The organism is Komagataeibacter melaceti, assembly GCF_003403295.1.
Classification (GTDB): domain Bacteria; phylum Pseudomonadota; class Alphaproteobacteria; order Acetobacterales; family Acetobacteraceae; genus Komagataeibacter; species Komagataeibacter melaceti.
The window spans coordinates 39624-61919 of sequence record NZ_QUWV01000151.1 but is presented as its reverse complement, the minus strand read 5'-3'; the positions used below and the strand labels follow the sequence as shown (position 1 = coordinate 61919).

21 protein-coding genes are annotated in these 22296 nt (G+C 64.6%); 12 read left to right on the top strand and 9 right to left on the bottom strand.

All coding sequences use genetic code 11. The annotated features are described in order from the left end of the window. Both DY926_RS14835 and DY926_RS14830 read right to left on the bottom strand, forming a co-directional pair. The coding region (locus DY926_RS14835; protein ID WP_186336191.1) for a stimulus-sensing domain-containing protein at positions 1-495 on the bottom strand (495 nt) is incomplete at its 3' end. 9 nt (positions 496-504) lie between these two features. Then, positions 505-1215, bottom strand: a complete 711-nt coding sequence (locus DY926_RS14830; protein ID WP_116704075.1) for a response regulator transcription factor — start codon at positions 1213-1215, stop codon at positions 505-507. Positions 1216-1458: 243 nt separating this feature from the next. On the opposite strand from DY926_RS14830, the gene DY926_RS14825 reads away from it, so the two are divergent. The 6 genes from DY926_RS14825 to trmB all read left to right on the top strand — a co-directional run bounded on the left by DY926_RS14825 (position 1459) and on the right by trmB (position 8699). Further along, positions 1459-2064, top strand: a complete 606-nt coding sequence (locus tag DY926_RS14825; RefSeq protein ID WP_116704074.1) for a nucleotide exchange factor GrpE — start codon at positions 1459-1461, stop codon at positions 2062-2064. 183 nt (positions 2065-2247) lie between these two features. Continuing rightward, positions 2248-4155: a molecular chaperone DnaK gene (gene dnaK, locus DY926_RS14820; protein ID WP_116704073.1), complete on the top strand. Its 1908-nt coding sequence runs from the start codon at positions 2248-2250 to the stop codon at positions 4153-4155. A gap of 193 nt (positions 4156-4348) precedes the next feature. Next, positions 4349-5482 carry a molecular chaperone DnaJ gene (gene dnaJ, locus DY926_RS14815; RefSeq protein WP_116704072.1) on the top strand — a complete coding sequence of 378 codons (1134 nt, stop codon included), beginning with the start codon at positions 4349-4351 and terminating at the stop codon, positions 5480-5482. Between the two features lie 181 nt (positions 5483-5663). Next, positions 5664-6458 (top strand): 4-hydroxy-tetrahydrodipicolinate reductase, encoded by a 795-nt coding sequence (dapB, locus tag DY926_RS14810; RefSeq protein ID WP_116704071.1) that lies wholly within the window; start codon positions 5664-5666, stop codon positions 6456-6458. A gap of 147 nt (positions 6459-6605) precedes the next feature. After that, on the top strand, positions 6606-7793 hold the full coding sequence (metK, locus tag DY926_RS14805) for a methionine adenosyltransferase (protein ID WP_116704070.1): 1188 nt from the start codon (positions 6606-6608) through the stop codon (positions 7791-7793). Between the two features lie 201 nt (positions 7794-7994). After that, a complete protein-coding gene (trmB, locus tag DY926_RS14800) occupies positions 7995-8699 on the top strand; it encodes a tRNA (guanine(46)-N(7))-methyltransferase TrmB (protein WP_116704069.1) in 705 nt (234 codons plus the stop codon). Here trmB and DY926_RS14795 read toward each other — a convergent pair whose 3' ends face one another. Next, the gene (locus DY926_RS14795; RefSeq protein WP_116704068.1) at positions 8700-9641 is read right to left on the bottom strand and encodes an SDR family oxidoreductase; all 942 of its coding nucleotides are present in this window, start codon (positions 9639-9641) and stop codon (positions 8700-8702) included. It lies immediately after the preceding gene. Next, positions 9638-10246, bottom strand: a complete 609-nt coding sequence (locus tag DY926_RS14790; protein WP_338034347.1) for a DedA family protein — start codon at positions 10244-10246, stop codon at positions 9638-9640. Before DY926_RS14790 ends, DY926_RS14795 begins: the two co-directional genes overlap by 4 nt. 156 nt (positions 10247-10402) lie before the next feature. Between DY926_RS14790 and DY926_RS14785 the strand changes: the two genes are divergently transcribed. Further along, complete coding sequence (locus DY926_RS14785; RefSeq protein ID WP_116704067.1) at positions 10403-12400, top strand: S9 family peptidase; 1998 nt, start codon at positions 10403-10405, stop codon at positions 12398-12400. A 15-nt stretch (positions 12401-12415) separates the two neighbouring features. On the opposite strand, the gene DY926_RS14780 is transcribed toward DY926_RS14785, so the two are convergent. From DY926_RS14780 to DY926_RS14770, 3 genes are all read right to left on the bottom strand, one after another. Then, a complete protein-coding gene (locus tag DY926_RS14780; protein WP_116704066.1) occupies positions 12416-13903 on the bottom strand; it encodes a sugar porter family MFS transporter in 1488 nt (495 codons plus the stop codon). Positions 13904-13985: 82 nt separating this feature from the next. After that, positions 13986-15407 (bottom strand): protein adenylyltransferase SelO, encoded by a 1422-nt coding sequence (locus DY926_RS14775; protein ID WP_116704065.1) that lies wholly within the window; start codon positions 15405-15407, stop codon positions 13986-13988. A gap of 27 nt (positions 15408-15434) precedes the next feature. After that, positions 15435-16493, bottom strand: coding sequence for an enoyl-CoA hydratase/isomerase family protein (locus tag DY926_RS14770; protein ID WP_116704064.1), 1059 nt, complete (start codon positions 16491-16493; stop codon positions 15435-15437). A 124-nt stretch (positions 16494-16617) separates the two neighbouring features. Between DY926_RS14770 and DY926_RS14765 the strand changes: the two genes are divergently transcribed. The 5 genes from DY926_RS14765 to DY926_RS14750 all read left to right on the top strand — a co-directional run bounded on the left by DY926_RS14765 (position 16618) and on the right by DY926_RS14750 (position 19928). Further along, complete coding sequence (locus DY926_RS14765) at positions 16618-17109, top strand: flavin reductase (RefSeq protein ID WP_116704063.1); 492 nt, start codon at positions 16618-16620, stop codon at positions 17107-17109. Positions 17110-17195: 86 nt separating this feature from the next. After that, a complete protein-coding gene (locus DY926_RS17600; RefSeq protein ID WP_186336190.1) occupies positions 17196-17336 on the top strand; it encodes a hypothetical protein in 141 nt (46 codons plus the stop codon). A gap of 66 nt (positions 17337-17402) precedes the next feature. Further along, positions 17403-17900 carry a transcriptional repressor gene (locus DY926_RS14760; RefSeq protein ID WP_408886075.1) on the top strand — a complete coding sequence of 166 codons (498 nt, stop codon included), beginning with the start codon at positions 17403-17405 and terminating at the stop codon, positions 17898-17900. Between the two features lie 42 nt (positions 17901-17942). Continuing rightward, positions 17943-18470: a hypothetical protein gene (locus DY926_RS14755; RefSeq protein WP_116704061.1), complete on the top strand. Its 528-nt coding sequence runs from the start codon at positions 17943-17945 to the stop codon at positions 18468-18470. 39 nt (positions 18471-18509) lie between these two features. Continuing rightward, positions 18510-19928 carry a sugar porter family MFS transporter gene (locus DY926_RS14750; RefSeq protein ID WP_116704060.1) on the top strand — a complete coding sequence of 473 codons (1419 nt, stop codon included), beginning with the start codon at positions 18510-18512 and terminating at the stop codon, positions 19926-19928. Positions 19929-20042: 114 nt separating this feature from the next. On the opposite strand, the gene DY926_RS14745 is transcribed toward DY926_RS14750, so the two are convergent. Both DY926_RS14745 and accD read right to left on the bottom strand, forming a co-directional pair. After that, the gene (locus DY926_RS14745) at positions 20043-21365 is read right to left on the bottom strand and encodes a bifunctional folylpolyglutamate synthase/dihydrofolate synthase (RefSeq protein WP_116704059.1); all 1323 of its coding nucleotides are present in this window, start codon (positions 21363-21365) and stop codon (positions 20043-20045) included. A 19-nt stretch (positions 21366-21384) separates the two neighbouring features. Further along, on the bottom strand, positions 21385-22251 hold the full coding sequence (accD, locus tag DY926_RS14740) for an acetyl-CoA carboxylase, carboxyltransferase subunit beta (protein WP_116704058.1): 867 nt from the start codon (positions 22249-22251) through the stop codon (positions 21385-21387). Positions 22252-22296 lie beyond the last annotated feature (45 nt).

Below are 22296 nucleotides of genomic sequence, written 5' to 3'. Positions count from 1 at the left end.
CTCTTCCTCCTCCGGGGTGGGGGGGGCTGCCTTCTTTCCCCCGGCAGGGGTGGCGTTCTGTTCCACCCGGCTATCGGCCACCACCTGCCCGTCAGGGGCGAACAGGCGGGCATGGGCGCTCGGGCTGGGTTCGGTCAGGCGCACCAGCAGCGGGCGGGCAAGGCCGGGCTCCAGCGTCACATCATGGTGCGAGAGTGTGACCGCGCTCTGCCCCAGCGCGCCGGCATAGATGCGCGCCTGCTCCCGCAGGGCCGAGACCTCGGCTTCCAGCAGGCTGTTCTGGAACTGCGTCAGGTAGAGCAGCGTCAGCGCCAGCAGGCCCAGCGGCACGGTATTGACCAGCAGGATGCGCCGCATGAGCGGTGACACCAGCCGGGCGCGGTATTCCATGAATTCCGCCACCGCCTTTTCGCCCTCCCCCCGCATCCAGCGGCGCGGGATCAGGCGGCGCAGGCGCGCGGGCAGCGGAAGGGAGGACAGGACAGGGCGTGACATCCGGCCGGGTCATTCTTCCTTGTAGCGGTAGCCGATTCCGTACAGCGTCTCGATCTGGTTGAACGCCTCGTCCACCTGCCGGAATTTCTTGCGCACACGCTTGATGTGGCTGTCGATGGTGCGGTCATCGACATAGATGTTCTCGCCATAGGCGGCGTCGATCAACTGGTCACGGGACTTGACCAGGCCGGGGCGGGCGGCAAGTGCCTTGACCAGCAGGAACTCGGTCACCGTAAGCTGGATGTCGCGGCCATGCCACAGGCACTGGTGGCGCGTCTCATCCAGCGACAGGTTGCCACGCACCATCGTGCCGGTGGGGCTCATGCCCGTGGCCTCGCTGCGCGAGACCTCGTTGCGGCGCAGCAGCGCGCGGATGCGCTCGAGCAGCAGGCGCTGCGAAAACGGTTTGGTGATGTAGTCATCTGCACCCAGCCGCAGGCCCATGAGCTGGTCCACCTCCTCATCCTTCGAGGACAGGAAGATGACCGGAAGCTGCGAACGCGCGCGCAGGCGCTGGAGCAGCTCCATGCCATCCATGCGCGGCATCTTGATGTCCAGCACCGCAAGGTCGGCCGGGCGTGACAACAGACCGTGCAGCGCGCTTTCACCATCAGTATAGGTGCGGACAATGAAACCTTCCGCCTCCAGCGTCATCTGCACGGAGGTCAGGATGTTCCTGTCATCGTCCACCAGCACGATCGTCTGTTTCGTTGGCTCCATGGGGGCTCTCTTTTTGCTTCTTCGCCGGGGCGGGCGTGGCTACCATGCCTTGCCCGACAGGCGGCGGCAGCATAGCGTTATATACGTCCGCATGTCATGAGGGGATGCGGTTATCCTGCTTCACTGGAATGTCACAGGCATTCCGGCTGTGCCGTTCATGGCAGGGACGTTGCGCAAAAACGGCATGCCTGTCCGTAACGCAACGCCTTGTCCATCGGTCAGCCGTTACCTACTTGTAAGAGCATGAGCGAGAACACAGAGCATAACCCCTTTGCCGATGCCGCAGCAGGCGAAGGCACCCAGGCCCCCACGGGGGGTGAACAGCCCGGTCCCGCACAGGGTGCGGCGCCGGAGGATGGCGCGACGAACCCGCGCATAGCCGAGCTTGAGGCCGAGGTTTCCGCCATGCGCGACAAATGGATGCGCGCCGAGGCGGAAATGCAGAACGTCCGCAACCGCGCCAAGCGCGAGGTGGAGGACGCCCGGCAGTACGCCGTGCAGAAATTCGCCAAGGACGTGGTCGAAGCGGCGGAAAACCTCAAGCGCGCGCTGGCCAGCCTGCCCCAGGCGACCGAGGGCGAGGACAACATCCTCACCCGCATGCGTGAGGGGATCGAAAGCACCGAGCGTTCCTTCATGGGAATTCTCGAGCGCAACGGCATCAGCGCCGTGGATGCGAAGGGCAAGCCCTTCGACGCCAACCTGCACCAGGCCATGGCGGAACAGCACAGCGATGAACACGCCGCGGGCACCGTGATGGAGTCCTGGACACCGGCATGGACCCTGCACGGGCGGCTGCTCAAGCCCGCCATGGTCGTGGTGTCGAAAGGTCCGGCGCAGGCGGGATGAAATCCTTGTCCGCGCGTGTTTTCATCCCCTTGAAAGCTGCGTGCGGGTTGCCTACATCGGATATAACACCGGTGTCTGGATGGATGTGGAACAGACAGTCCATCCGCCGCCGGGCGATATGAAAGAAAGGGTCTGTCCCGATGCTTCGGGTCCGGACAGGCCGCTGAAAAGGAGAGTATCTGAATGAGCAAGGTTATCGGTATCGACCTTGGTACGACCAATTCCTGCGTTGCCGTGCGTGAAGGCGACGAAACCCGGGTTATCGAGAACAGCGAAGGCGCACGCACGACCCCGTCCATGGTCGCCTTCACCGACAGCGGTGAAATGCTGGTCGGTCAGGCCGCGAAGCGTCAGGCCGTCACCAACCCGTCCAACACGCTGTATGCGGTCAAGCGCCTGATCGGGCGCCGTTATGATGACCCGACCGTGGCCAAGGACAAGGAACTGGTCCCCTACGAAATCGTAAAGGGTGACAACGGCGACGCATGGGTCGAGGCACAGGGCAAGAAATACGCTCCCGCCCAGATCTCCGCCTTCATCCTGGGCAAGATGAAGGAAACGGCCGAGGCTTACCTTGGCGAGACGGTCAAGCAGGCTGTCATCACCGTTCCGGCCTACTTCAACGACGCCCAGCGTCAGGCCACAAAGGACGCGGGCCGCATCGCCGGTCTGGAAGTGCTGCGCATCATCAACGAGCCGACGGCGGCGGCGCTGGCCTATGGCCTGCAGAAGAAGAACAGCGGCACCATCGCGGTCTATGACCTTGGTGGCGGCACGTTCGACGTTTCCGTCCTCGAAATCTCCGATGGTGTGATCGAGGTGAAGTCCACCAACGGTGACACCTTCCTCGGCGGTGAAGACTTCGACGCCCGCATCATCAGCTACCTGGCCGATGAGTTCAAGCGTGACCAGGGCATCGACCTGCGTCAGGACAAGCTGGCTCTGCAGCGCCTGAAGGAAGCGGCGGAAAAGGCGAAGATCGAGCTGTCTTCCTCCAAGGAGACCGAGATCAACCTGCCGTTTATCACGGCTGATGCCTCCGGTCCGAAGCACCTTGTGCTGAAGCTGACCCGCGCCAAGCTGGAAAGCCTGGTGGACGACCTGATCCAGCGCACGCTGGAACCCTGCCGCGCCGCCCTGAAGGACGCCGCCGTGTCGGCTGCCGAGATTGATGAGGTCATCCTCGTCGGCGGCATGACGCGCATGCCCAAGGTGATCGAGGCGGTCAAGCAGTTCTTCGGCAAGGACCCCGCCCGCAACGTGAACCCTGACGAAGTCGTGGCCATTGGCGCTGCGGTGCAGGGCGCGGTGCTGCAGGGTGACGTGAAGGACGTTCTGCTGCTGGACGTGACCCCGCTGTCGCTGGGTATCGAGACGCTGGGTGGCGTGTTCACCCGTCTGATCGACCGCAACACGACCATCCCGACCAAGAAGAGCCAGACCTTCTCGACCGCGGAAGACAACCAGAGCGCCGTGACCATCAAGGTCTATCAGGGCGAACGTGAGATGGCGGCTGACAACAAGTTGCTGGGCAACTTCGACCTGACCGGCATCGCCCCCGCCCCGCGTGGCGTGCCGCAGATCGAGGTGACCTTCGACATCGACGCCAACGGCATCGTGTCCGTCTCGGCCAAGGACAAGGCGACCGGCAAGGAACAGCAGATCAAGATCCAGGCTTCTGGTGGTCTGTCCGAGTCCGAGATCGAGAAGATGGTCAAGGATGCCGAGGCCAACGCCACGGCTGACAAGGCCAAGAAGGAACAGGTCGAGGCCCGCAACCAGGCTGAAGGTCTGACCCATCAGGTCGAGAAGTCGCTGAGCGAAGCTGGCGACAAGGTTCCTGCGGCCGACAAGACCGAAGCCGAGGAAGCGATTGCCGAAGTCCGCAAGGCGCTTGAAGGCACGGACAGCGAAGCCCTGAAGAAGGCGACCGATCGCCTGACGCAGGCCGCCATGAAGGTGGGTGAAGCCGTCTACAAGGCTGGCGGTGAAGCCGAGGCCGCAGCCGGTGCCGCACCGGGTGGCGCGCCGAAGGATGAAAAGGTGGTCGACGCCGACTTCGAGGACGTGGACGACTCCAAGAAGGCCTGATAACGCCACGCGGCGTCATACAGGCTCCGAAAATGGTGGTGCGGGCTTCCGGTCCGTGCCCCCATTCTTCAAGGATGGCGCCCGTGCTTCTGTGAAGACGGGCGCTTTTCATATTCCGCATAACGACACAAGATCTGGAACGCGGGCATCCCGCTGCGACATGTCAGCCAGCCGCGTTTGCTAGAGGACCCACATGGCCACCAAGATAGATTATTACGCAGTCCTTGAAGTTTCGCGCGATGCCAATGGTGACGAGATCAAGCGGGCGTATCGCAAGCTGGCCATGAAGTATCACCCCGACCGCAATCAGGGTGACGAGGAAGCGGAAAACAAATTCAAGGAAATCAACGAAGCCTATGATGTCCTGAAGGACGATCAGAAGCGTGCCGCCTATGACCGCTTCGGCCATGCGGCGTTCGAGGGCGGTGGCCCCGGCGCGGGCGGGTTCGATTTTGGCGGTGGCGGCCTGGGTGACATCTTCGAGCAGATGTTCGGGGACATGATGGGCGGACGCCGGGGTGGCGGTGGCCGTCGTTCGGGCGCCGACCTTCAGGTGCAGGTGACCATTACCTTCGCCGAGGCGTTTTCCGGCGTTAAGAAGAAGATCACCGTTCCCACCCGCGTCATCTGCGAAAGCTGCGATGGCACCGGTTCCGCTGACAAGGACCAGCAGCCCGAGACCTGCCCTTCGTGCCATGGCGCGGGCAAGGTGCGTGCGCAGCAGGGCTTTTTCTTTGTTGAACGTCCCTGCCCCACCTGCCACGGCTCGGGCCGCCTGATCCGTAACCCGTGCAAGGAATGTCACGGCACGGGCACGGTGGAAAAGAACCGCAGCATCGAGGTCGCGATCCCCGCAGGGGTTGAGGATGGTACCCGCATCCGCATTTCCGGCGCGGGCGAGGCCGGGGGCAAGGGGGTTCCGGCGGGCGACCTGTATGTGCATGTCGCTGTTGAGCCGCACCCCATCTTCCAGCGCGATGGGGCCAACGTCTATTGCCGCGTGCCCGTGCGCATGGGGCAGGCAGCCCTTGGTACGGAAATCGAGGTGCCTGTCGTGGATGGCTCGCGCACCAAGGTCAAGATTCCGGCCGGAACGCAGACAGGCGAGCAGTTCCGCCTGCGCGGCAAGGGCTTCTCCGTACTGCGCTCCTCCGCGCGGGGGGACATGTACATTCAGGTTGTGGTGGAAACGCCGCGCCACCTGAGCAAACAGCAACGTGAACTGCTGGAGGAGTTTGAGGGCGACGCGGCGGGCCACGCCAAGGGCAGTCCTGAAAGCACCGGCTTTTTCAGCAAGGTGAAGGACTTTTTTGAAGGCAAGCTCTGACCCCGTCCCGCTGGCCTTGGCTGGCATGACCGGGCGGCAGTTGAAATTGCCGATTGTTCAGGTGTAGGGTCTGGACACTATTCATGGTGAATCCCCCCAACTCGCACCATGAGTAGGGTCAGGCGGCGCGATCCCCCGGTCGCGCCGCCATTTCTATGTCTGGACTGGTGGAGAAAGCTCAATGAACGCGCAGCCATTGCGTATCGGGATCGCGGGCCTGAACGGTCGTGTCGGTCGCCTTCTGGCTGAAGAAGTGCCGGCAGGTGGCGCAGTGCTTGCAGGTGGCACAACACGCGATGGCAGCCCCGTTGCCGGTATTGATTGCCCGGTTTACGCGGATATTGCGGAACTTGCGCGTAATTGCGATGTAATCATTGATTTTACCCATGCCGATACGGTGGTGGAACATGCCGCCGCGCTGCGTAAGGTCGGGACGGCATGGGTGCTGGGCACCACCGGCCTGTCAGCGGCGCAGCAGCAGGCGGTTGATGCGGCGGCCCGCGAGGTGCCCGTGGTGCAGGCGGCCAATTTCTCGGCCGGTGTGACGCTGGTCACCCGCCTTGCGCGCCAGATGGGTGCGGCCCTGCCCGGCAGCGACTATGACGCCGAGATACTGGAAATGCATCACCGGCAGAAGGTGGATGCACCATCGGGCACGGCGCTGGCCATGGGGCGCGCCGTTGCCGAGGGGCGTGGCATCAGGCTGGAAGACCATATTGAAAGCGGGCGCGATGGCCATACCGGCCCGCGCGCCGATGGTGCGATCGGCTTTGCCGCGTTGCGTGGCGGGCAGATCGTGGGGGAACATTCGGTCATCTTCACCTCCGGCCATGAGCAGATCATCCTGACCCATCGCTCGTTCGACCGCCGGGTCTATGCCACCGGCGCGGTCCGGGCGGCCGGATGGCTGCGCGCGCGCGCGCCGGGCCTCTATTCCATGGATAACGTGCTGGGGCTTGATCCTGTCGCCAGTTGACGCAGCGCACCCATAAGCAGGGCGGGATGGTGGTATTTATGGAAATGGCTTGACGCTTGTTTTTGTTTCCGCCAAACGCATCCGATCGTACGTCAGGCTCCATGGGCGTTGCTTATTCCTACTCTACACGAGGCAGACAGGACCATTATGCGTAATAAAGGCGATTTTCTGTTCACATCGGAATCAGTATCCGAAGGGCATCCTGACAAGGTCGCCGACCGGATCAGTGATACCGTTCTCGACGCATTTCTGGCCGCGGACGGTGAATCGCGCGTTGCGTGTGAAACGATGGTCACCACCAACCGCATCATTCTGGCTGGTGAAGTGCGCGGTCCGGCCTCCGTCACGCCGGAGAAGCTCATCCAGGGCGCGCGTGATGCGGTAAAGGACATCGGCTACGATCAGGCCGGTTTCTCCTGGCGCAACGCGGAAGTCGAATATTACCTGCATGCGCAGTCCGCCGATATCGCGGTGGGCGTGGACAGCGCGGGTGAGAAGGACGAAGGCGCTGGCGACCAGGGCATCATGTTCGGTTTCGCCACGCGTGAGACCGAAAGCCTGATGCCTGCGCCGCTGTTCTACGCGCATGAAATCCTGCACCGCGTGCGTGACCTGCGCAAGGCGGGCGACCCGCGCGCCGCCGCCCTGCAGCCGGATGCGAAAAGCCAGGTGACCCTGCGCTATGTCGATGGCAAGCCCGTTGGCGCCACCTCGGTCGTGATCTCCACCCAGCATGTCGAAGGTGCCAGCCAGGCCACCATCCGTGAGGAACTGGGCAGCATCGTGCGTGATGTCCTGCCGCAGGGCTGGATGTGCCCCGAGGACGAATTCTACGTCAACCCGACCGGCGTGTTCGTGATCGGTGGCCCGGATGGTGACTGTGGCCTGACGGGGCGCAAGATCATCGTGGATACCTATGGCGGTGCGGCCCCGCATGGCGGCGGCGCGTTCTCGGGCAAGGACCCGACGAAGGTTGACCGTTCGGCTGCCTATGCCTGCCGCTACCTGGCCAAGAATGTGGTTGCCGCCGGTCTGGCCGACCGCTGCACGCTGCAGATTTCCTACGCCATCGGCGTGTCCCACCCGCTGTCGGTCTATGTTGACCTTGATGGCACGGGCAAGGACGTGGACGAGGCCAAGCTGGGCCGTGTGCTGCGCGAAGTCATGGACCTCTCCCCCCGTGGCATCCGCAAGCACCTGCGCCTGAACCGCCCGATCTACACCCAGACCTCCGCCTATGGCCATTTCGGCCGTACGCCGGATGCGGCGAAGGACGATTTCACCTGGGAGCAGACTGATCTGGTCGATGCTCTGCGTGGTGCCTTCAACCGCTAAGGATCACATCGGGATCAAAGGGCGGGAAGCTTTTCCCGCCCGATCCGGCCCATCGGGGCCGGGACCATCGGGGGCCTGCCATGACTGCTTGCAAAAGCCGGTCGCGGCGGCCCCCGTTGCGTTCCAATCATGGCCCCGGCACAGGGGTAATCATGCCGCGCGGTCAGCCCGCATGGCAGCAGGAGCAGGATTTTCGGACATATGACGGCCTCCGTGGATGTAAAGGCATCTCCAGAACGGCTTTACGGGCGGCAGCGCGGCCACCCGCTGCGTGCGCGCCAGCAACGGCTTCTGGACCAGACGCTGCCACGGCTGCGTTTCCCTGAATCCGCCATTGCGGACCCGGCGGCAGGCTTTGGCCGCGCGCCGCAGCAGATCTGGCTGGAAGTCGGCTTCGGGGGCGGTGAACATTCACTGGCCCAGCACGCCGCACACCCCGATGTGGGATATATCGCCTGCGAGGTGTTCGAGAACGGCCTGTGTTCCCTGCTGTCGCGCGTGGTGCCCGAAGGGGGCGAGGAAACCGCCCCCGTGCCCGACCTGCTGCGGATATGGGACGAGGATGCGCGCATTCTGCTGCAGCGCCTGCCTGATGCGTCCATTGACCGCATGTTCCTCATGTTCCCTGACCCGTGGCCCAAGTCACGGCATGCGAAGCGGCGCTTCATCCACCCTGAAACGGTCAGGCTGGCCGCGCGCATCCTCCGCCCCGGTGCGATCTGGCGCGTGGCGAGCGATGACCCGACCTATCAGGCATGGGTGGAGGAAGTCATGGGCGCGCAGGACCTGTTTGAAACCGCACCCCCTGCACGCATCCGCCCCGAAGGCTGGCCCCCTACCCGGTACGAGGCCAAGGCGCTGAAGGCCGGGCGGCAGCCGCTGTACTGGACGTTCGTGCGCCGCTGATCAGGACAGGGCGGTGCCGGTCAGCCGTTCCGCCACCTGCCACAGCCGCCGTGCGGTGGTCAGGTTGGTGGCGGCAGGCGGAATCCATGCCTCGGCCACGTGGCCCCGGCGTTCGCCCGGCCCGTCGGGGCCGTAATAGCCGCCATCGCGCGCCTCGGGCGCCATGGCCGCGAATTCAATGGGCAGCGCACCGTGTGCCGCCGACTGCCCCATGAACCGGAAGGCCCATACCGCTCCCACCCGCGTCAGGCGTTCCTGCAGGCCCTGCCTTGATGTCAGGCGGCTGGTGGCGATGTCGGTCCGGGCCCAGCCGGGATGCGCGGCTATGGAATGGAGCGGCCAGCCATGGGCGCGGGCCTGCCGGTCAAGTTCCAGCGCCAGGATAAGGTCCGCCAGCTTGCTCTGCCCATAGGCGCGGAAGGGCGCGTAACGGCGGCGGCCCTGCAGGTCGTCAAACACGATCTGGCCCTTCAGCGCGGCAAGGCTGGCCACCGTTACGACCCGGCCCCCTCCATCTGCCGCGCAGACCAGCGGGCGCAGCCGCGCGGTCAGCGCGAAGGGGCCGAGGAAATTGGTGCCGAACTGGAGTTCGAACCCGTCGCGCGTTTCCAGCCGGTGCGGGGTGCCCATCACGCCCGCATTGTTGACCAGCACATCCAGCCGGTCGGTTTCCTGCGCCAGTTCATGGGCAAAGGTGGCGATTGACTCAAGGCTTGCCACATCCAGCACGCGGAAGCTCGCATCCGCCCCCGGCTGGTCATGTTGCAGCCGGGCCAGTGCGTCCAGCCCCTTCTCCACATTGCGGCCCGTAAGCATGACCCGCGCCCCGCGCGCGGCAAGGCCAAGGGCCGTCTGGTAGCCAAGTCCGCCGGTTGCGCCGGTGACAAGGGCAAGGCGGCCGTCCATGCGGGGGGCCTGTTGGAGTGTCCAGTGTCTGCTCATCTGTCCACCTGTTCGCTGGATTGGGTCATTTCCTGCTCCGCCGCGGCTTCGGCCCGGGCGGTCAGGCGCGCTTCATGCCGGCGCAGGAAAATGACGGTGCATATCAGCATGATTCCGCCCCCGGTCGCGAATGCTATGCCCACCGGGCCGGAAATATGAAGGATCCTGTGGCCCAGATAATAGGCCGCATAGGCATACCCACCCGCCCACAGCATGCCGCCCATGGCGTTGAACAGCAGGAAGCTGGGCCATGGCATGTGGTTCGCCCCCGCCAGCAGGGCCACGAACATGCGCAGGATAGCGATGAAACGCCCGAAAAAGACAATCACGCCTCCGTAACGCCGGAACAGGAAACGCCCCGTCTGCAGGCGGCGCGGTGTCAGGCCGATCCGTGAGCCCTTGCGCTCCAGCAGCGGGTAGCCCAGCCAGCGGCCGATCAGGTAGCCGAAATTGTCGCCCATGATCGCGCCGATGGTGGCTGCGGTCGCAACCCACGCAATATCCAGCCTGTGCGTGGCGGCGCAGTAGATCGCGGCGGAAATGACCAGTGTCTCGGCCGGAAGGGGCGCGCCCATGCTTTCCAGCATGACAATGACCCCGATCACGCCATATCCGTAATGCTGGAAAAGTTGTTCAAGATGCTGGAGCAGCGGACTACCTGTCAGAAAGAAAAAGGTTATGTAGGTTACGGAGCCAGACCGTGAAGAACGGTTTGCGCAATCCCGATCCCATTGTCACGCACAAATGGCAGGAGTACGAACATGACCCAGTCCCCCACAGCCGACAGGACAGGCCCCGATGTGCGCCCCTATGGCACGTGGCCTTCCCCCGTCAGTGCGGGCCTTGTCGCGGGGCGGACGGTGGCATTGTCGGATGTGCGCTCCGATGGTGGGGATGTTTACTGGATTGAAGGCCGCCCGGCGGAAGGCGGCCGCCGCGTGCTGGTCCGCGCACATGGCAATACAGTGTCCGACATGACGCCCGCCCCGTTTGATGTCGGCACCCGCGTGCATGAATATGGGGGCGGGGCCTATGCGGTGCGGCAGGGGACTGTCGCATTCAGCAACCGCCGTGACGGGAGTGTCTGGCTGCTGGAAAACGGGACCCCGCGCTGCCTGTGCGCCGGGGCGGGACTGCGTTATGCCGACCTGACCTTCAGCCCCGACGGTCGTTTCCTGTTCTGTGTGCGTGAAGACCATCGCGCCGGGGATGAGGAACCTGCCGCCGCCATCGTGGCGCTGGATTGCGGCCCGGATGTGGACCCCGCCCTGAATGATGGCGTGCCGCTGGTGATGGGGCCGGATTTCCTGTCCTCTCCCCGTCCCTCGCCCGATGGGCGCTACCTTGCATGGATCGAGTGGGACCACCCCGCCATGCCGTGGGACGCGACGCGGCTGCGTATTGCCAGCCTGCTGTGCGAAGGCGATGACCCGCCGCGTCTTGCCGCCCCGTGGACCGCCGCGGGCGGCGAAGGGCTGGCTGAATCCATTATCGAGCCATGCTGGGATATGGCGGGCCGCCTGCTGGCGCTGTCGGACCGGAGCGGCTGGTGGAACCTCTACGCCTTTGACACCACATTCGGCGCGCCGAAGGCCCTGGCGCCAATGGAGGCCGAAATTGGCCAGCCGCACTGGGTTTTTGGCCTGCGCAGTTACGTGCCGCTGGCCAATGGCGATATTCTGGCCATGGTGGTCGAGGCGGGCGAGGCACGGCTGGTCTCGATCCATATGGGCAAGGTGACACCGCTGGATTTCGGTGCGCCTTCCGCCTGTCCCGTTCCGGTGGGGACGGACGGGTTCGCATGGCTTGATGCGCCATCCGATAATGCGGCGGCGGTGGTCCGTGGTGGTCCGGGGCAGACGCCCACGGTATTGCGGCGGGCGACGGAACTGCCCCTGAGTGCTGGCGATATCGCCCTGCCCCGCCCCATCAGCTTCCCCCTGCCCGATGGTTCCGGCGCCGGGCATGCCTTTTTCTACGCGCCTGCCAATGCACGTTATGCAGGCCCGGCGGGGGAAAAGCCGCCGCTGGTGGTCATGGCCCATGGTGGTCCCACGGGGCGCGCCAGTGCCGCGTTTTCGTTCAAGGTGCAGTGGTGGACCAGCCGGGGCTTTGCCGTGGTGGATGTGAATTACGGTGGCTCGGTCGGGTTTGGCCGGGCCTATCGCCAGCGGCTGGAAGGCCAGTGGGGCGTGGTCGATGTGGATGACTGCATTGCCGCATGTGACCATCTGGCACGTACCGGGCAGGTTGACCCGGCGCGTATCGTCATACGCGGCAGCAGCGCCGGTGGCCTGACCGTGCTGCTGGCGCTGGCCCGTTCGGACCTGTTCGCGGCTGGTACCAGCCTGTATGGCGTAACCGACCTGCGCGCGCTGGCGCGTGATACGCACAAATTTGAATCGCGCTATCTCGATACGCTGGTTGGCCCCTACCCTGCTGATGAGGCCACCTACCTTGCCCGCTCACCCATTACGCAGGTGGCAGGCATCCATGTGCCGGTGCTGTTCCTGCAGGGGCTGGATGATGCGGTGGTGCCGCCCGCGCAGGCGGAGTCGATGGTGGCCGCCCTGCGTGCGCGTGGCGTGCCCTGCGCGCTGTATGAGTTCGCGGGTGAAGGCCATGGCTTCCGGCAGGAAGCGACCATACGCAGGGCGTGGGAACTGGAACTGGCCTTCTACCAGCAGGTGCTGAAGCTGCCTGTCTCCCCTGCCCCTACGGTTGACCTGATGGCGGACGGGCAGGCCGTAAGGTCCTAGCCCGGCCCGCAGGGGTCAGTCTTCGTTTTCGTCTTCCTCGGCAATGGCGGTGTTGCCGCGGGTCGGGCGGAAACGGCCCTGGCGCAGGGCTTCCTCGATGTCTTCCAGCGAAGCGCCGCGCGTTTCCGGCACCATGAAGAAGACGAACAGCACCGACAGCAGGTTCACCCCGGCATAGAACCACATGGTGCCACCCAGCGTGATCTTGGAGACCAGCGTCAGCGCCGTGCTGGTCACCAGCAGGTCACTGCCCCACAGCATGGCCGAATGCAGGCTGGTGGCGTTGCCGCGCATGGAAAGCGGGAACATTTCCGCCCCCAGCAGCCAGCCCACGACCTGGATACCGCCCGCGTTGAACATCATGAACAGCAGCATGAACGCGATGATCAGCCAGCTTCCCGCACTGCCGGGCTGCGGGTGGATGAGGAACATGATCCCCAGCCCGATCAGGCTGACGACGCTGCCCGGCCCCATGACCAGCACCAGACGGCGGCGACCGATCCGGTCAACGATGTTCGAGCCCAGAATGGTCATGACCAGATAGATGACCGCAATGCCGATGCTGGCCATAAGGGCTGATGAACTGCCAAAGCCCGCATCCGACAGGAAGGTCGGCGCGTAATAGATCATCATTTCCAGCCCGCCCGCCTGCGTGAAGAAGGCGACGCCAAGGGCGGCGACAAGGGCGGGACGCACCCATGGCTGCATGACGCCACGCCAGCCCACATCGCGGGGGTCGGTTTCCTCGTTCGCGTTGGCGTGGATGTGGCGCATCTCGCGCCGGACCTCGCGCTTGGTCGTGCGGATGCGCTGGAGCTGTTCCAGTGCGGAATCCAGGCTTTCATGCTCGGCTGCCCAGCGCGGGCTTTTGGGCAGGAAGAACATCGACACGAACACGATGGCCGCCGGAATGGCCGCGATGGCCACCATCGGCCGCCAGCCCCATGCGTCGCGCGCGGCGAAGCCGATGATGTTGGCCGCCAGGATGCCGATGCCAATCGCGATGTTGAACATCGTGACCATGTGGCCGCGCTGGTGCGCGGGGGCCAGTTCCGAGATGTACATGGGCACGACCTGCGTGGACCCGCCCACCGCGAGGCCAAGGAACACGCGGGAGATGATGAGCATGTAAACATCGGGCGAGAAGGCGCAGGCAAGCGCGCCCAGCACGAACACCGCCGTCACGATCATGACGGAGGAACGGCGCCCGTAATGTTCCGACAGCCAGCCCGTCAGGAGCGAGCCGATCACGGCGCCCGCCAGAATGGCCGAGGCCACCATTTCCTGCAGGAAGCTGCTCAGGTGGAAATCACGCGTAATGAGCAGCAGCGCCCCCGAGACGATGCCGGTATCGTAACCATAGAGGCCGCCGCAGATGGCGGCCACGATGGCTGCGAGCCATAAAGTCTTCCGGGCGTTGGGGGAAATCTCGATGTTGGTCAGGTCGGGTAACGGTTCGACATCTGACTGGTTGTTCAGGGCAGGCGGGGCTTGATCATTCATGCGGTGGCCTTCTCCTTTCTCTTGTTATTTATAAAGCAGGCGTGCCGGTCCGGTTCCCTGCGGGTGGTGCGCACACCCCGCGTCAGCGGGGCGTGGTGTCCAGGGCGGCTTTCATGCTTGCGATCCGGGCAAGTTCGGTGTGCAGGCGCGACCAGTCATCGGCGGTGGCGATGGGCTGCCAGATGGCTTCCACCGTTTCAACGGGCATCATGGCCGGGGCTTCCCCCACGAAATAAGGGTGCGACAGGTCGATGCCCGGTACAGGCTCATGCAGCATGATCCGGTCGAACAGGGGCCGGAAGCTGTCCTGTGCATAAAAGTCCTTATGTAGTCCTGATGTGGCGCGTTTCTGGCTTAGGGGGCCACCATACCAGTCAAAAAACGGAAATTCAAATCCAATCTGGCTTTCATCCATGAAAGAGAACAGGGATTCGCGCAGATCAGTAGATGATTTTCTTGAAATCTCCTTGAGGCCAAGCCGGTTAAGCACTGTAATATCGAGAAATCTTTCGTACCGTGCCTGAAAATCGTTAAAAATACTTTGTATGGTTTCAATGCGGGAAAGGGGCAGCAGGCACTCCCCCAGTCGCGCCACGTTCCACATCATCGCCTGCGGCTGGCGGCCATAGGCGTACAGGCCGGAATGGTCGAAATAGGCGGCGGTAAAGTCCGGGTCGAAATGGGGCAGGAACCGCCACGGGCCGTAATCAAAGCTCTCGCCGGTAATATTGACGTTGTCGGTATTGAGTACGCCATGGACAAAGCCCGCCGCCATCCACTGCGCCGTCATTTCGGCAATGCGGGTGGTCGCGGCATCATACAGCGCCGCGGCAGGGTCGGCCGCATCGGACAGGTGGGGGTAATAGGTCTCGATCACGTAGGCCACCAGATGTTCGATGCTGGCCCGGTCATCATGCGCCACCAGACGCTGGAACGTGCCGATGCGGATGTGCGAGTGGCTGAGCCGCGCCAGCACGCATGACCGCGTGGGGGAAGGTTCATCGCCCCGGTGCAGGTTTTCGCCCGTCTCGACCACGCTCAGGGTGCGTGATGTACGCACGCCCAGCGCGTCCAGCCGTTCGCTGGCCAGGATTTCGCGCACCCCGCCCTTGAGCGTCAGCCGCCCGTCGCCCCCACGTGACCAGGGCGTGGTGCCGCTGCCCTTGGTGCCTATGTCCAGCAGCCTTCCGTCCACCCCGTCCATGAGCTGCGCGAACAGGAAGCCCCGCCCATCGCCCAGGTCGGGGTTGTAGGCGTGGAACTGGTGGCCGTGATAGCGCAGCGCCAGCGGCCGGGGCAGGGAGCCGGGCAGCGGGTCGAAATAACCGAAATGGCGGACCCACTCCGCATCATCGAGCGTGTCGAGGCCGATGCGCGGCGATACGTCGTCATTGCGGTAGCGCAGGATATGGGCCGGGAAATCGGCGGCCTTCACCACATCATAGAATTCGTCACCCAGTCGGCTGTGGTGCGTGGCGGGGGTGTAGGTTCTGGAAAGGGGCATTTTATCTACTTTACGTGTGATAATAAATTACTGGAGGTCGGGGCCGCGCAGCGGCAGGTCCAGCGAGAAAGGCAGCGGGTCATTCAGGCAGGCCGCGACTTCGGATGCGGAGACGGCGGCGATGCTGTCCGGCGTCCAGCGCGGGGCGTTGTCCTTGTCGATCAGGCGGGCGCGTACGCCCTCGGCAAAGTCCGGGCGGCGCAGCATGTGGCAGATCAGGCGGAATTCCTGCTCCAGCACATGGTCCAGATCCGGCAGCCTGCGGGCCGCATGATAGGCGGCGAAGGTGACGCACAGCGCAAACGGGCTGGCGGCCTGCATCGCCTCCATATCCGCGCGCGCCCAGTCGGCCGGATGGGTGCTGAGCCTGCGCAGGAGTTCGGGCATGTCCGGCGCGCTGTAAACGGGCGCAATGGTGGCCGTATCCGGGCCAGGGGACAGGGTGGAGCATGGGGTCAGGCCATCCATGACACGGCCCGCGGGCTGGCGGGTCAGGGCATCGGCCAGCATGTCCAGCTTATCGGAATGGGCCTGCCGGTCGGCAAAGCCGGCATCAATGGCGGCGGTGGCGTTCATGCGCCCGCCCGTCAGCGCCAGGCGCAGCCCGCTCAGCCCCGGCGCGCGGGACAGGAGGTACGAACCCCCCGCATCCGGCGTCAGGGCAATGGCGACTTCCGGCATGGCGAGGCAGGCGCGCTCGGTCACGATCCGGTGGCGCACATGCCCCCCCAGCCCGATCCCGCCGCCCATGGCGATCCCGTCCAGAAACGAGACGACCGGCTTGGCATATCCCGCCAGCAGCGACGCCAGGCGGTAGCTGTTGCGGAATGGCTCCGCAGCGCCGGAAAAGTCGTCATGTTCCAGCCGGGCGCGGATGGCGCGGATGTCGCCCCCCGCGCAGAACGCCCGGGGGCTGGTGCTGTCCAGCAGCACGGTCTCGATCGTGGGGTCGTGCCGCCAGGCCCGCAGGCAGTCGGTTATGCGGGTGATCATGTCCATGTTCAGGGCATTGAGCGCGCGGGGGCGGTCAAGCGTGATGCGCCCCAGCCTGCCGGTCTGGCGTATGTGTACCAGTTCAGGGTTCATACGGCGGTTTCCTTGTGCGGTTTCCTGTGTTCAACCGGTGCAGAATGCGCTACCCCGGCTACCGTCCGGCGTCACGGCTGCGTGCGGACCGACCGGCATGCAACAGCGACTGAGGCACATTACCATGGGAGTTGACGCCCTTACCTTTCGTAACGCCATGGCGCGCCTTGGCGCGGCGGTAAATGTCGTTACGACCGGAACACTGGATGACCCGGCGGGTTTTACGGCCTCCGCCGTATGCTCGGTCACCGATACGCCGCCCACCGTACTGGTCTGCCTCAACCGCAATTCCCGCGTGCGCGACCGCTTCCGGGTGGATGCGGCCATGTGCATCAACGTGCTCGGGGCCGAACAGAAGGACATATCGGGCGTGTTCGCCAGCCCGCTCGAGCAGGCGGAGCGTTTCCGTTCCGGCCACTGGGATACGCTGACCACCGGCGCGCCCGTGCTGGAGGAAGCGGTCCTGTCGCTTGACTGCCGGATCGAACGCATTGTGGAAGTCGGCACCCACAGCGTCATGTTCGGCGCGGTGGAAAGCGTGCGCAGCGGCAGCGCGCGCGGCGGGCTGGTCTATTTCAACCGCACCTATCACATGCTGCCCCACACGGACGAATAGCCCGCCCGTTCCCGGTTAAGGAAAAATCCAGTTTTCTGCTTCATGAGCGGTGGGACGGATCAATCTGACGGGAAGACAGGCATAAAATGGGCAAGACACCGGACAAGAAACGCATGCATGCGGGCAGGGTTCCCGTCTTGACGCTGCACCGGCTGATCTGGATACATGCCGGGCTTGCCCTTTTCGTGGTATTGATGGCCATGTGGGTGGATTACCTGCCGGACTGACCCCTGCCCGCCTTTGGCTTTTGGCTGGATGGGTCATGCTGGCGACCGGACACAGGAGCACCAGCAGTGGCCCGCACGACACCGATGGCCGGGACCGGCCAGGCCGAAGGGATGGACGCGCTGCTCGATCAGGCCGCCGCCCTGTGCCATGAACGCGCCGTAAGGCTGACGGATATCCGCAGGCTGGTGCTTGGGCTGGTTCTGGCGGCCGAGCGCCCGCTGGGGGCCTATGAACTGCTGGAACGCATACGCACGAGCCGGGGCCGCCCGGTGGCCCCGCCCACGGTGTACCGGGCGCTTGATTTCCTGCTGGAGCAGGGGCTGATCCACAAGATACAGCGTCTTTCCGCCTTTGTCGGCTGCCGGCACATGCTGGAATCAGGCCATGCCTGCCATGGTCATGTCCATGCGGCGCAGTTCCTGATCTGCACCCGGTGCGGGCGCGTGACGGAGCTGGATGACCACCATATCCTCCATGCGCTGCTTGAGGTTACGCAGGCACGCGGCTTTTCTGTCAGGCAGAGTACGATCGAGGCCGAAGGGATATGCGCCGCCTGCGCCTGAGGGAAGGCGGCAGCTTACTACCGGCATGGATGGGGCAGGGACATGGCGCAGCGGCGGAAGGGCAGGGGGATGGAGTTGCCTTTCGCGCCCATGGCCCGCGCCCCGCGCCGGGGTGCGCGGCGTAAGGCGGCGGTAACCACCCCGCCCGCGCCGGACCCGGCCACACAGCCGGACCTGTTCACGGTGCCGCCGCCACAGGCGCGGCGCAGGCTGACCTATCTGGACATAACGGCGCTGGGGCTAGGCAGGGTGGACATGGGCACCCTGCGGGCAGGAACCGGGCCGGATGGTTATCTCTACCATGTGACCACACAGGACGGGCTGGATACGATACAGGCCCGTGGCACGCTTGTGTTTTCCGAACGCGCGCCGCTGGTGCTGACGGAACGCACCGGTGTTGCCGCGTGGCTGGCGGACATGATGGAGCATGACGCCCTGGATGGCCCGCCGGTCATTTTCCGGGTCCGGCGGTTCATGGTTGATGACCTGCTGGAAAATGATCCTGACCGGACACGCGGATATGGTGTATCGTTTTACCTGCTGACCGGCATTGACCGGTCGGAACAGTAAGAAAACCGGCAATAAAAAAGATCAAAAGGACCGGACTTGATGGAAAACCAGCCCCAGGGCACCGGCTTCGACCCGGCCCGCCTGCGTACTCTTGTCATCGGTTGCCTCGCCGCACTGGCCGGCCTTATGGCGGGGCTTGATATCGGGGTCATTTCCGGCGCGCTGGATCTGGTGGCGCGGGCCTTCCATGCATCCACCATCGCACAGGAATGGATTGTCAGCGCCATGATGGGGGGTGCGGCCATCGGCTCGTTATGCGGAGGGTGGATGTCGCACCAGATCGGGCGCAAGCATGCGCTGCTGGTCGGCGCGCTGGTGTTTGTTGCCGGGTCGCTGGCCTGTGCGCTGGCATGGTCGATCCCGTCCATGATCATCGGCCGCCTCGTCATGGGGCTGGCCATCGGGGTCGCGGCGTTCACCGCGCCGCTCTACCTGTCCGAAATCGCAAGCGAGCAGGCGCGCGGCGCCATGATCTCGACCTACCAGCTCATGATTACGGCGGGTATCTTCATCGCGTTCCTGACCAATACGATGTTCAGCTACTCGGGCAACTGGCGCGGCATGTTCGCCGTGGCGGCGGTGCCGGGGGTTCTGTTCCTGATTGGCGTGCTGTTCCTGCCGTACAGCCCGCGCTGGCTCATGATGCGCGGCCGCCGGAACGAGGCGCTGCAGGTGCTTGAAGACCTGCGTGACGACCGGAGCGTGGCCATGCGGGAAATACAGAATATCAGCCGCCAGTTGCAGATGAAGCAGCGCGGCTGGAGCCTGCTGCGCCATAACGCCAATTTCCGCCGTTCCATCTTCCTCGGCATCGCGCTGCAGGCCATGCAGCAGCTCGCGGGGGTGAATGTTGTGATGTATTACGCCCCGCGCATATTCGCGCTGGCGGGCTACGTTGGCCCCGCGCAGTTGTGGTGTACGGCCATGGTGGGGCTGGTGAACATGCTGGCCACGTTCATTGCCGTGGGGCTGGTGGACCGCTGGGGGCGCAAGCCGATCCTGTACACCGGCTTCATCATCATGGCGATTGGCATGGGCTTTCTGGGGCTGGTGCTGAACCATTCCGATCTGGGGCAGACGGAGCAGATCATCTCGGTCTTCATGCTGCTGGTCTATATTTCCGGTTTTGCCATGTCCGCCGGGCCGCTTATGTGGGTCCTGTGTTCGGAGGTGCAGCCCATTCAGGGGCGTGACCTTGGCATTTCCATTTCCACGCTGACCAACTGGGTCGCCAACATGATCGTGGGGGCCAGCTTCCTGTCCCTGCTGCAATGGCTGGGTAATGGCATGACCTTCTGGCTGTTCGCGGGGTTCAACCTTGTGTTCGTGCTGGTGACGTGGCGCTTCGTGCCGGAAACCCGTGGCATGTCGCTTGAAAAGATCGAGCAGCGGCTTATGGCTGGCCTGCCGCTGCGTGAAATCGGGCAGGGCCGCCCGCTATCGGCCGGGGAGGGGTAAACCTTTCCCGTTCGGAAAAGCTGTCAGGAAACGCCGCCTTTTTGAAAAAAAGGCGGCACCCAGAAACTTTATACTTTTTACCGATGCGTTATTGGGGGCCGTTTACATACGGCGTCAGCTTGCCTGCCAGCCATCAAGCTGTAGGGCAACCCCGGCCAGATACAGGCTCCCGCATATGATAACCCGCGCGGGCGGGGTGGTGGGCTGCGCGCCTGCCGCCAGATGCGCCAGCGCGGCCCGTAATGTCGGACCAGCCGTGGCCTTGCCGCCCGATGCCGCGATGATGTCGGCCACGGGCTGCGCCAGGTGCTGGCTTTCCTCGGCCACGGCCTGGACGGATGCGGCGCGGGGCATGAGCGGGGCCAGGAAGCCGGTGGCGTCCTTGGTCTGTTTCATGCCGATGACAAGATGGGTCGGGCGGTCGGGCCACGCATCCATCACGCGTGCCAGCACTTCACCCGCGCCGGGGTTATGGCCTCCATCAAGCCACAGTTCCCACCCTTCGGGCAGGAGTGCCGCCAGATGCCCGGTCAGGCGCTGCATGCGCGCGGGCCAGTCGGCGCGCGCGATGCCGGACCACGCGGCGGGTGGCAGCGGCAGCCCCGTGGCGCGCAGGGTGGCCACGGCCAGCCCGGCATTGTCAATCTGGTGCGCGCCACCCAGCCCGGGCAGGGGCAGTTCAAGCGTGCCGTGCGTGTCACGGTAATGCAGGCCCGCGCCATCGGGTGTGGGGGCAATGAACCATTCATGGTCACGCCGCCACAGGGGGGCCGTGTTTTCCCGCGCCGTGCGCTCCAGCACCTCCATGACCTCGGCGGGCTGGCGGCCGGTGGTGACCGGCACATCGGGTTTGATGATCCCGGCCTTCTCACCCGCGATGGCCGCCAGCGTATTGCCGAGGAACGCCTCATGATCCATCGAGATGGCGGTAATCGCGCAGGCTGCCGGGCGTTGCAGCACGTTGGTGGCGTCATGCCGCCCGCCCAGACCGACCTCCACAATGGTGAGATCGGCCGGATGGCGCGCGCACAGCACGAAACCCGCCGCCGTCAGGACCTCGAACACCGTGATCGGCGCGCCCGCGTTGACCCGCTCGATTTCTTCCAGAACGGCGGTGAGTTCGCTTTCCCCCACCAGTTCCCCCGCAATGCGGAAGCGCTCGGTCACATGGACAAGGTGGGGAGAGGTCAGGACATGTACCCGCCAGCCCGCGGCCTCGGCCACGGCGCGCATCAGCGCGCATGTGCTGCCCTTGCCATTGGTGCCCGCCACATGCACCACCGGCGGCAGGTGCCGCTCGGGGTGGCCAAGGCGCGCCAGCAGTGTTTCCAGCCGGGTCAGGGACAGGTCGATCAGGGCCGGATACAGGCGGTTCAGCCGTTCCAGTATCTGCCCGGCACGCCCGACGAATTCAGGGCCGAGGGTTGGCGCGCTCATGCGGGTATCCTGCGTGGGGTCAGGCGGCGGGGCGGGCGATGTGGCGGTAGTTGAGCTGGCCGATCAGCCGCCCCAGCGTCTCGGGCAGCTTGCCACGGGCCACCACCATGTCCAGCATGCCGTGCTCGAGCAGGTATTCCGCGCGCTGGAAGCCCTCGGGCAGTTTCTCGCGCACGGTATCCTCGATCACGCGCTGGCCCGCGAAGCCGATCAGCGCATTGGGTTCGGCAATCTGCACATCGCCCAGCATGGCGAAGGAGGCGGAGACACCCCCCGTGGTGGGGTTGGTCAGCACCACCAGATAGGGCAGGCCCGCTTCCTTGAGCATTTCGACTGCGACCGTCGTGCGGGGCATCTGCATGAGGCTGATCATGCCCTCCTGCATGCGCGCGCCGCCCGAAGCGGTGAACACGACCAGCGGGGACTGCTGGAGGATGGCCAGCCGGGCGGCGGCAAGAAAGGCCTCGCCCAGTGCCGCGCCCATCGTGCCCGCGATGAATTCGAACGCCATGACGGCCACGACCGCGTTATGGCCCCCGATCAGGCCATGCGCCACGGCCATGGATTCATCCAGGTGGGATTTGGCGCGCTCATCCTTCAGGCGGTCGGTATAGCGCTTGCGATCACGGAAGGAGAGGGGATCAACCGGCACCTTGGGCAGTTCGATGCGGGTATATTCCCCCTTGTCAAACGTCCATTCCAGCCGCTCGGGCACACTCGCGCGCATGTGGTGGCCGCAATGTGGGCACACGTTCATGGCCTTGAGCAGGTCCTTGGTCAGGATCATCTGCTCGCATGATTCGCAGTTGGTCCACAGATTGTCCGGCACTTCCCGCTTGAGCAGGCCGCGGATCTTGGGGCGGACATATTCGGTCAGCCAGCTCATATTGCCTCTCCCTGGTCTCGTCTGGGCGCCTGTTCAATACAGGCA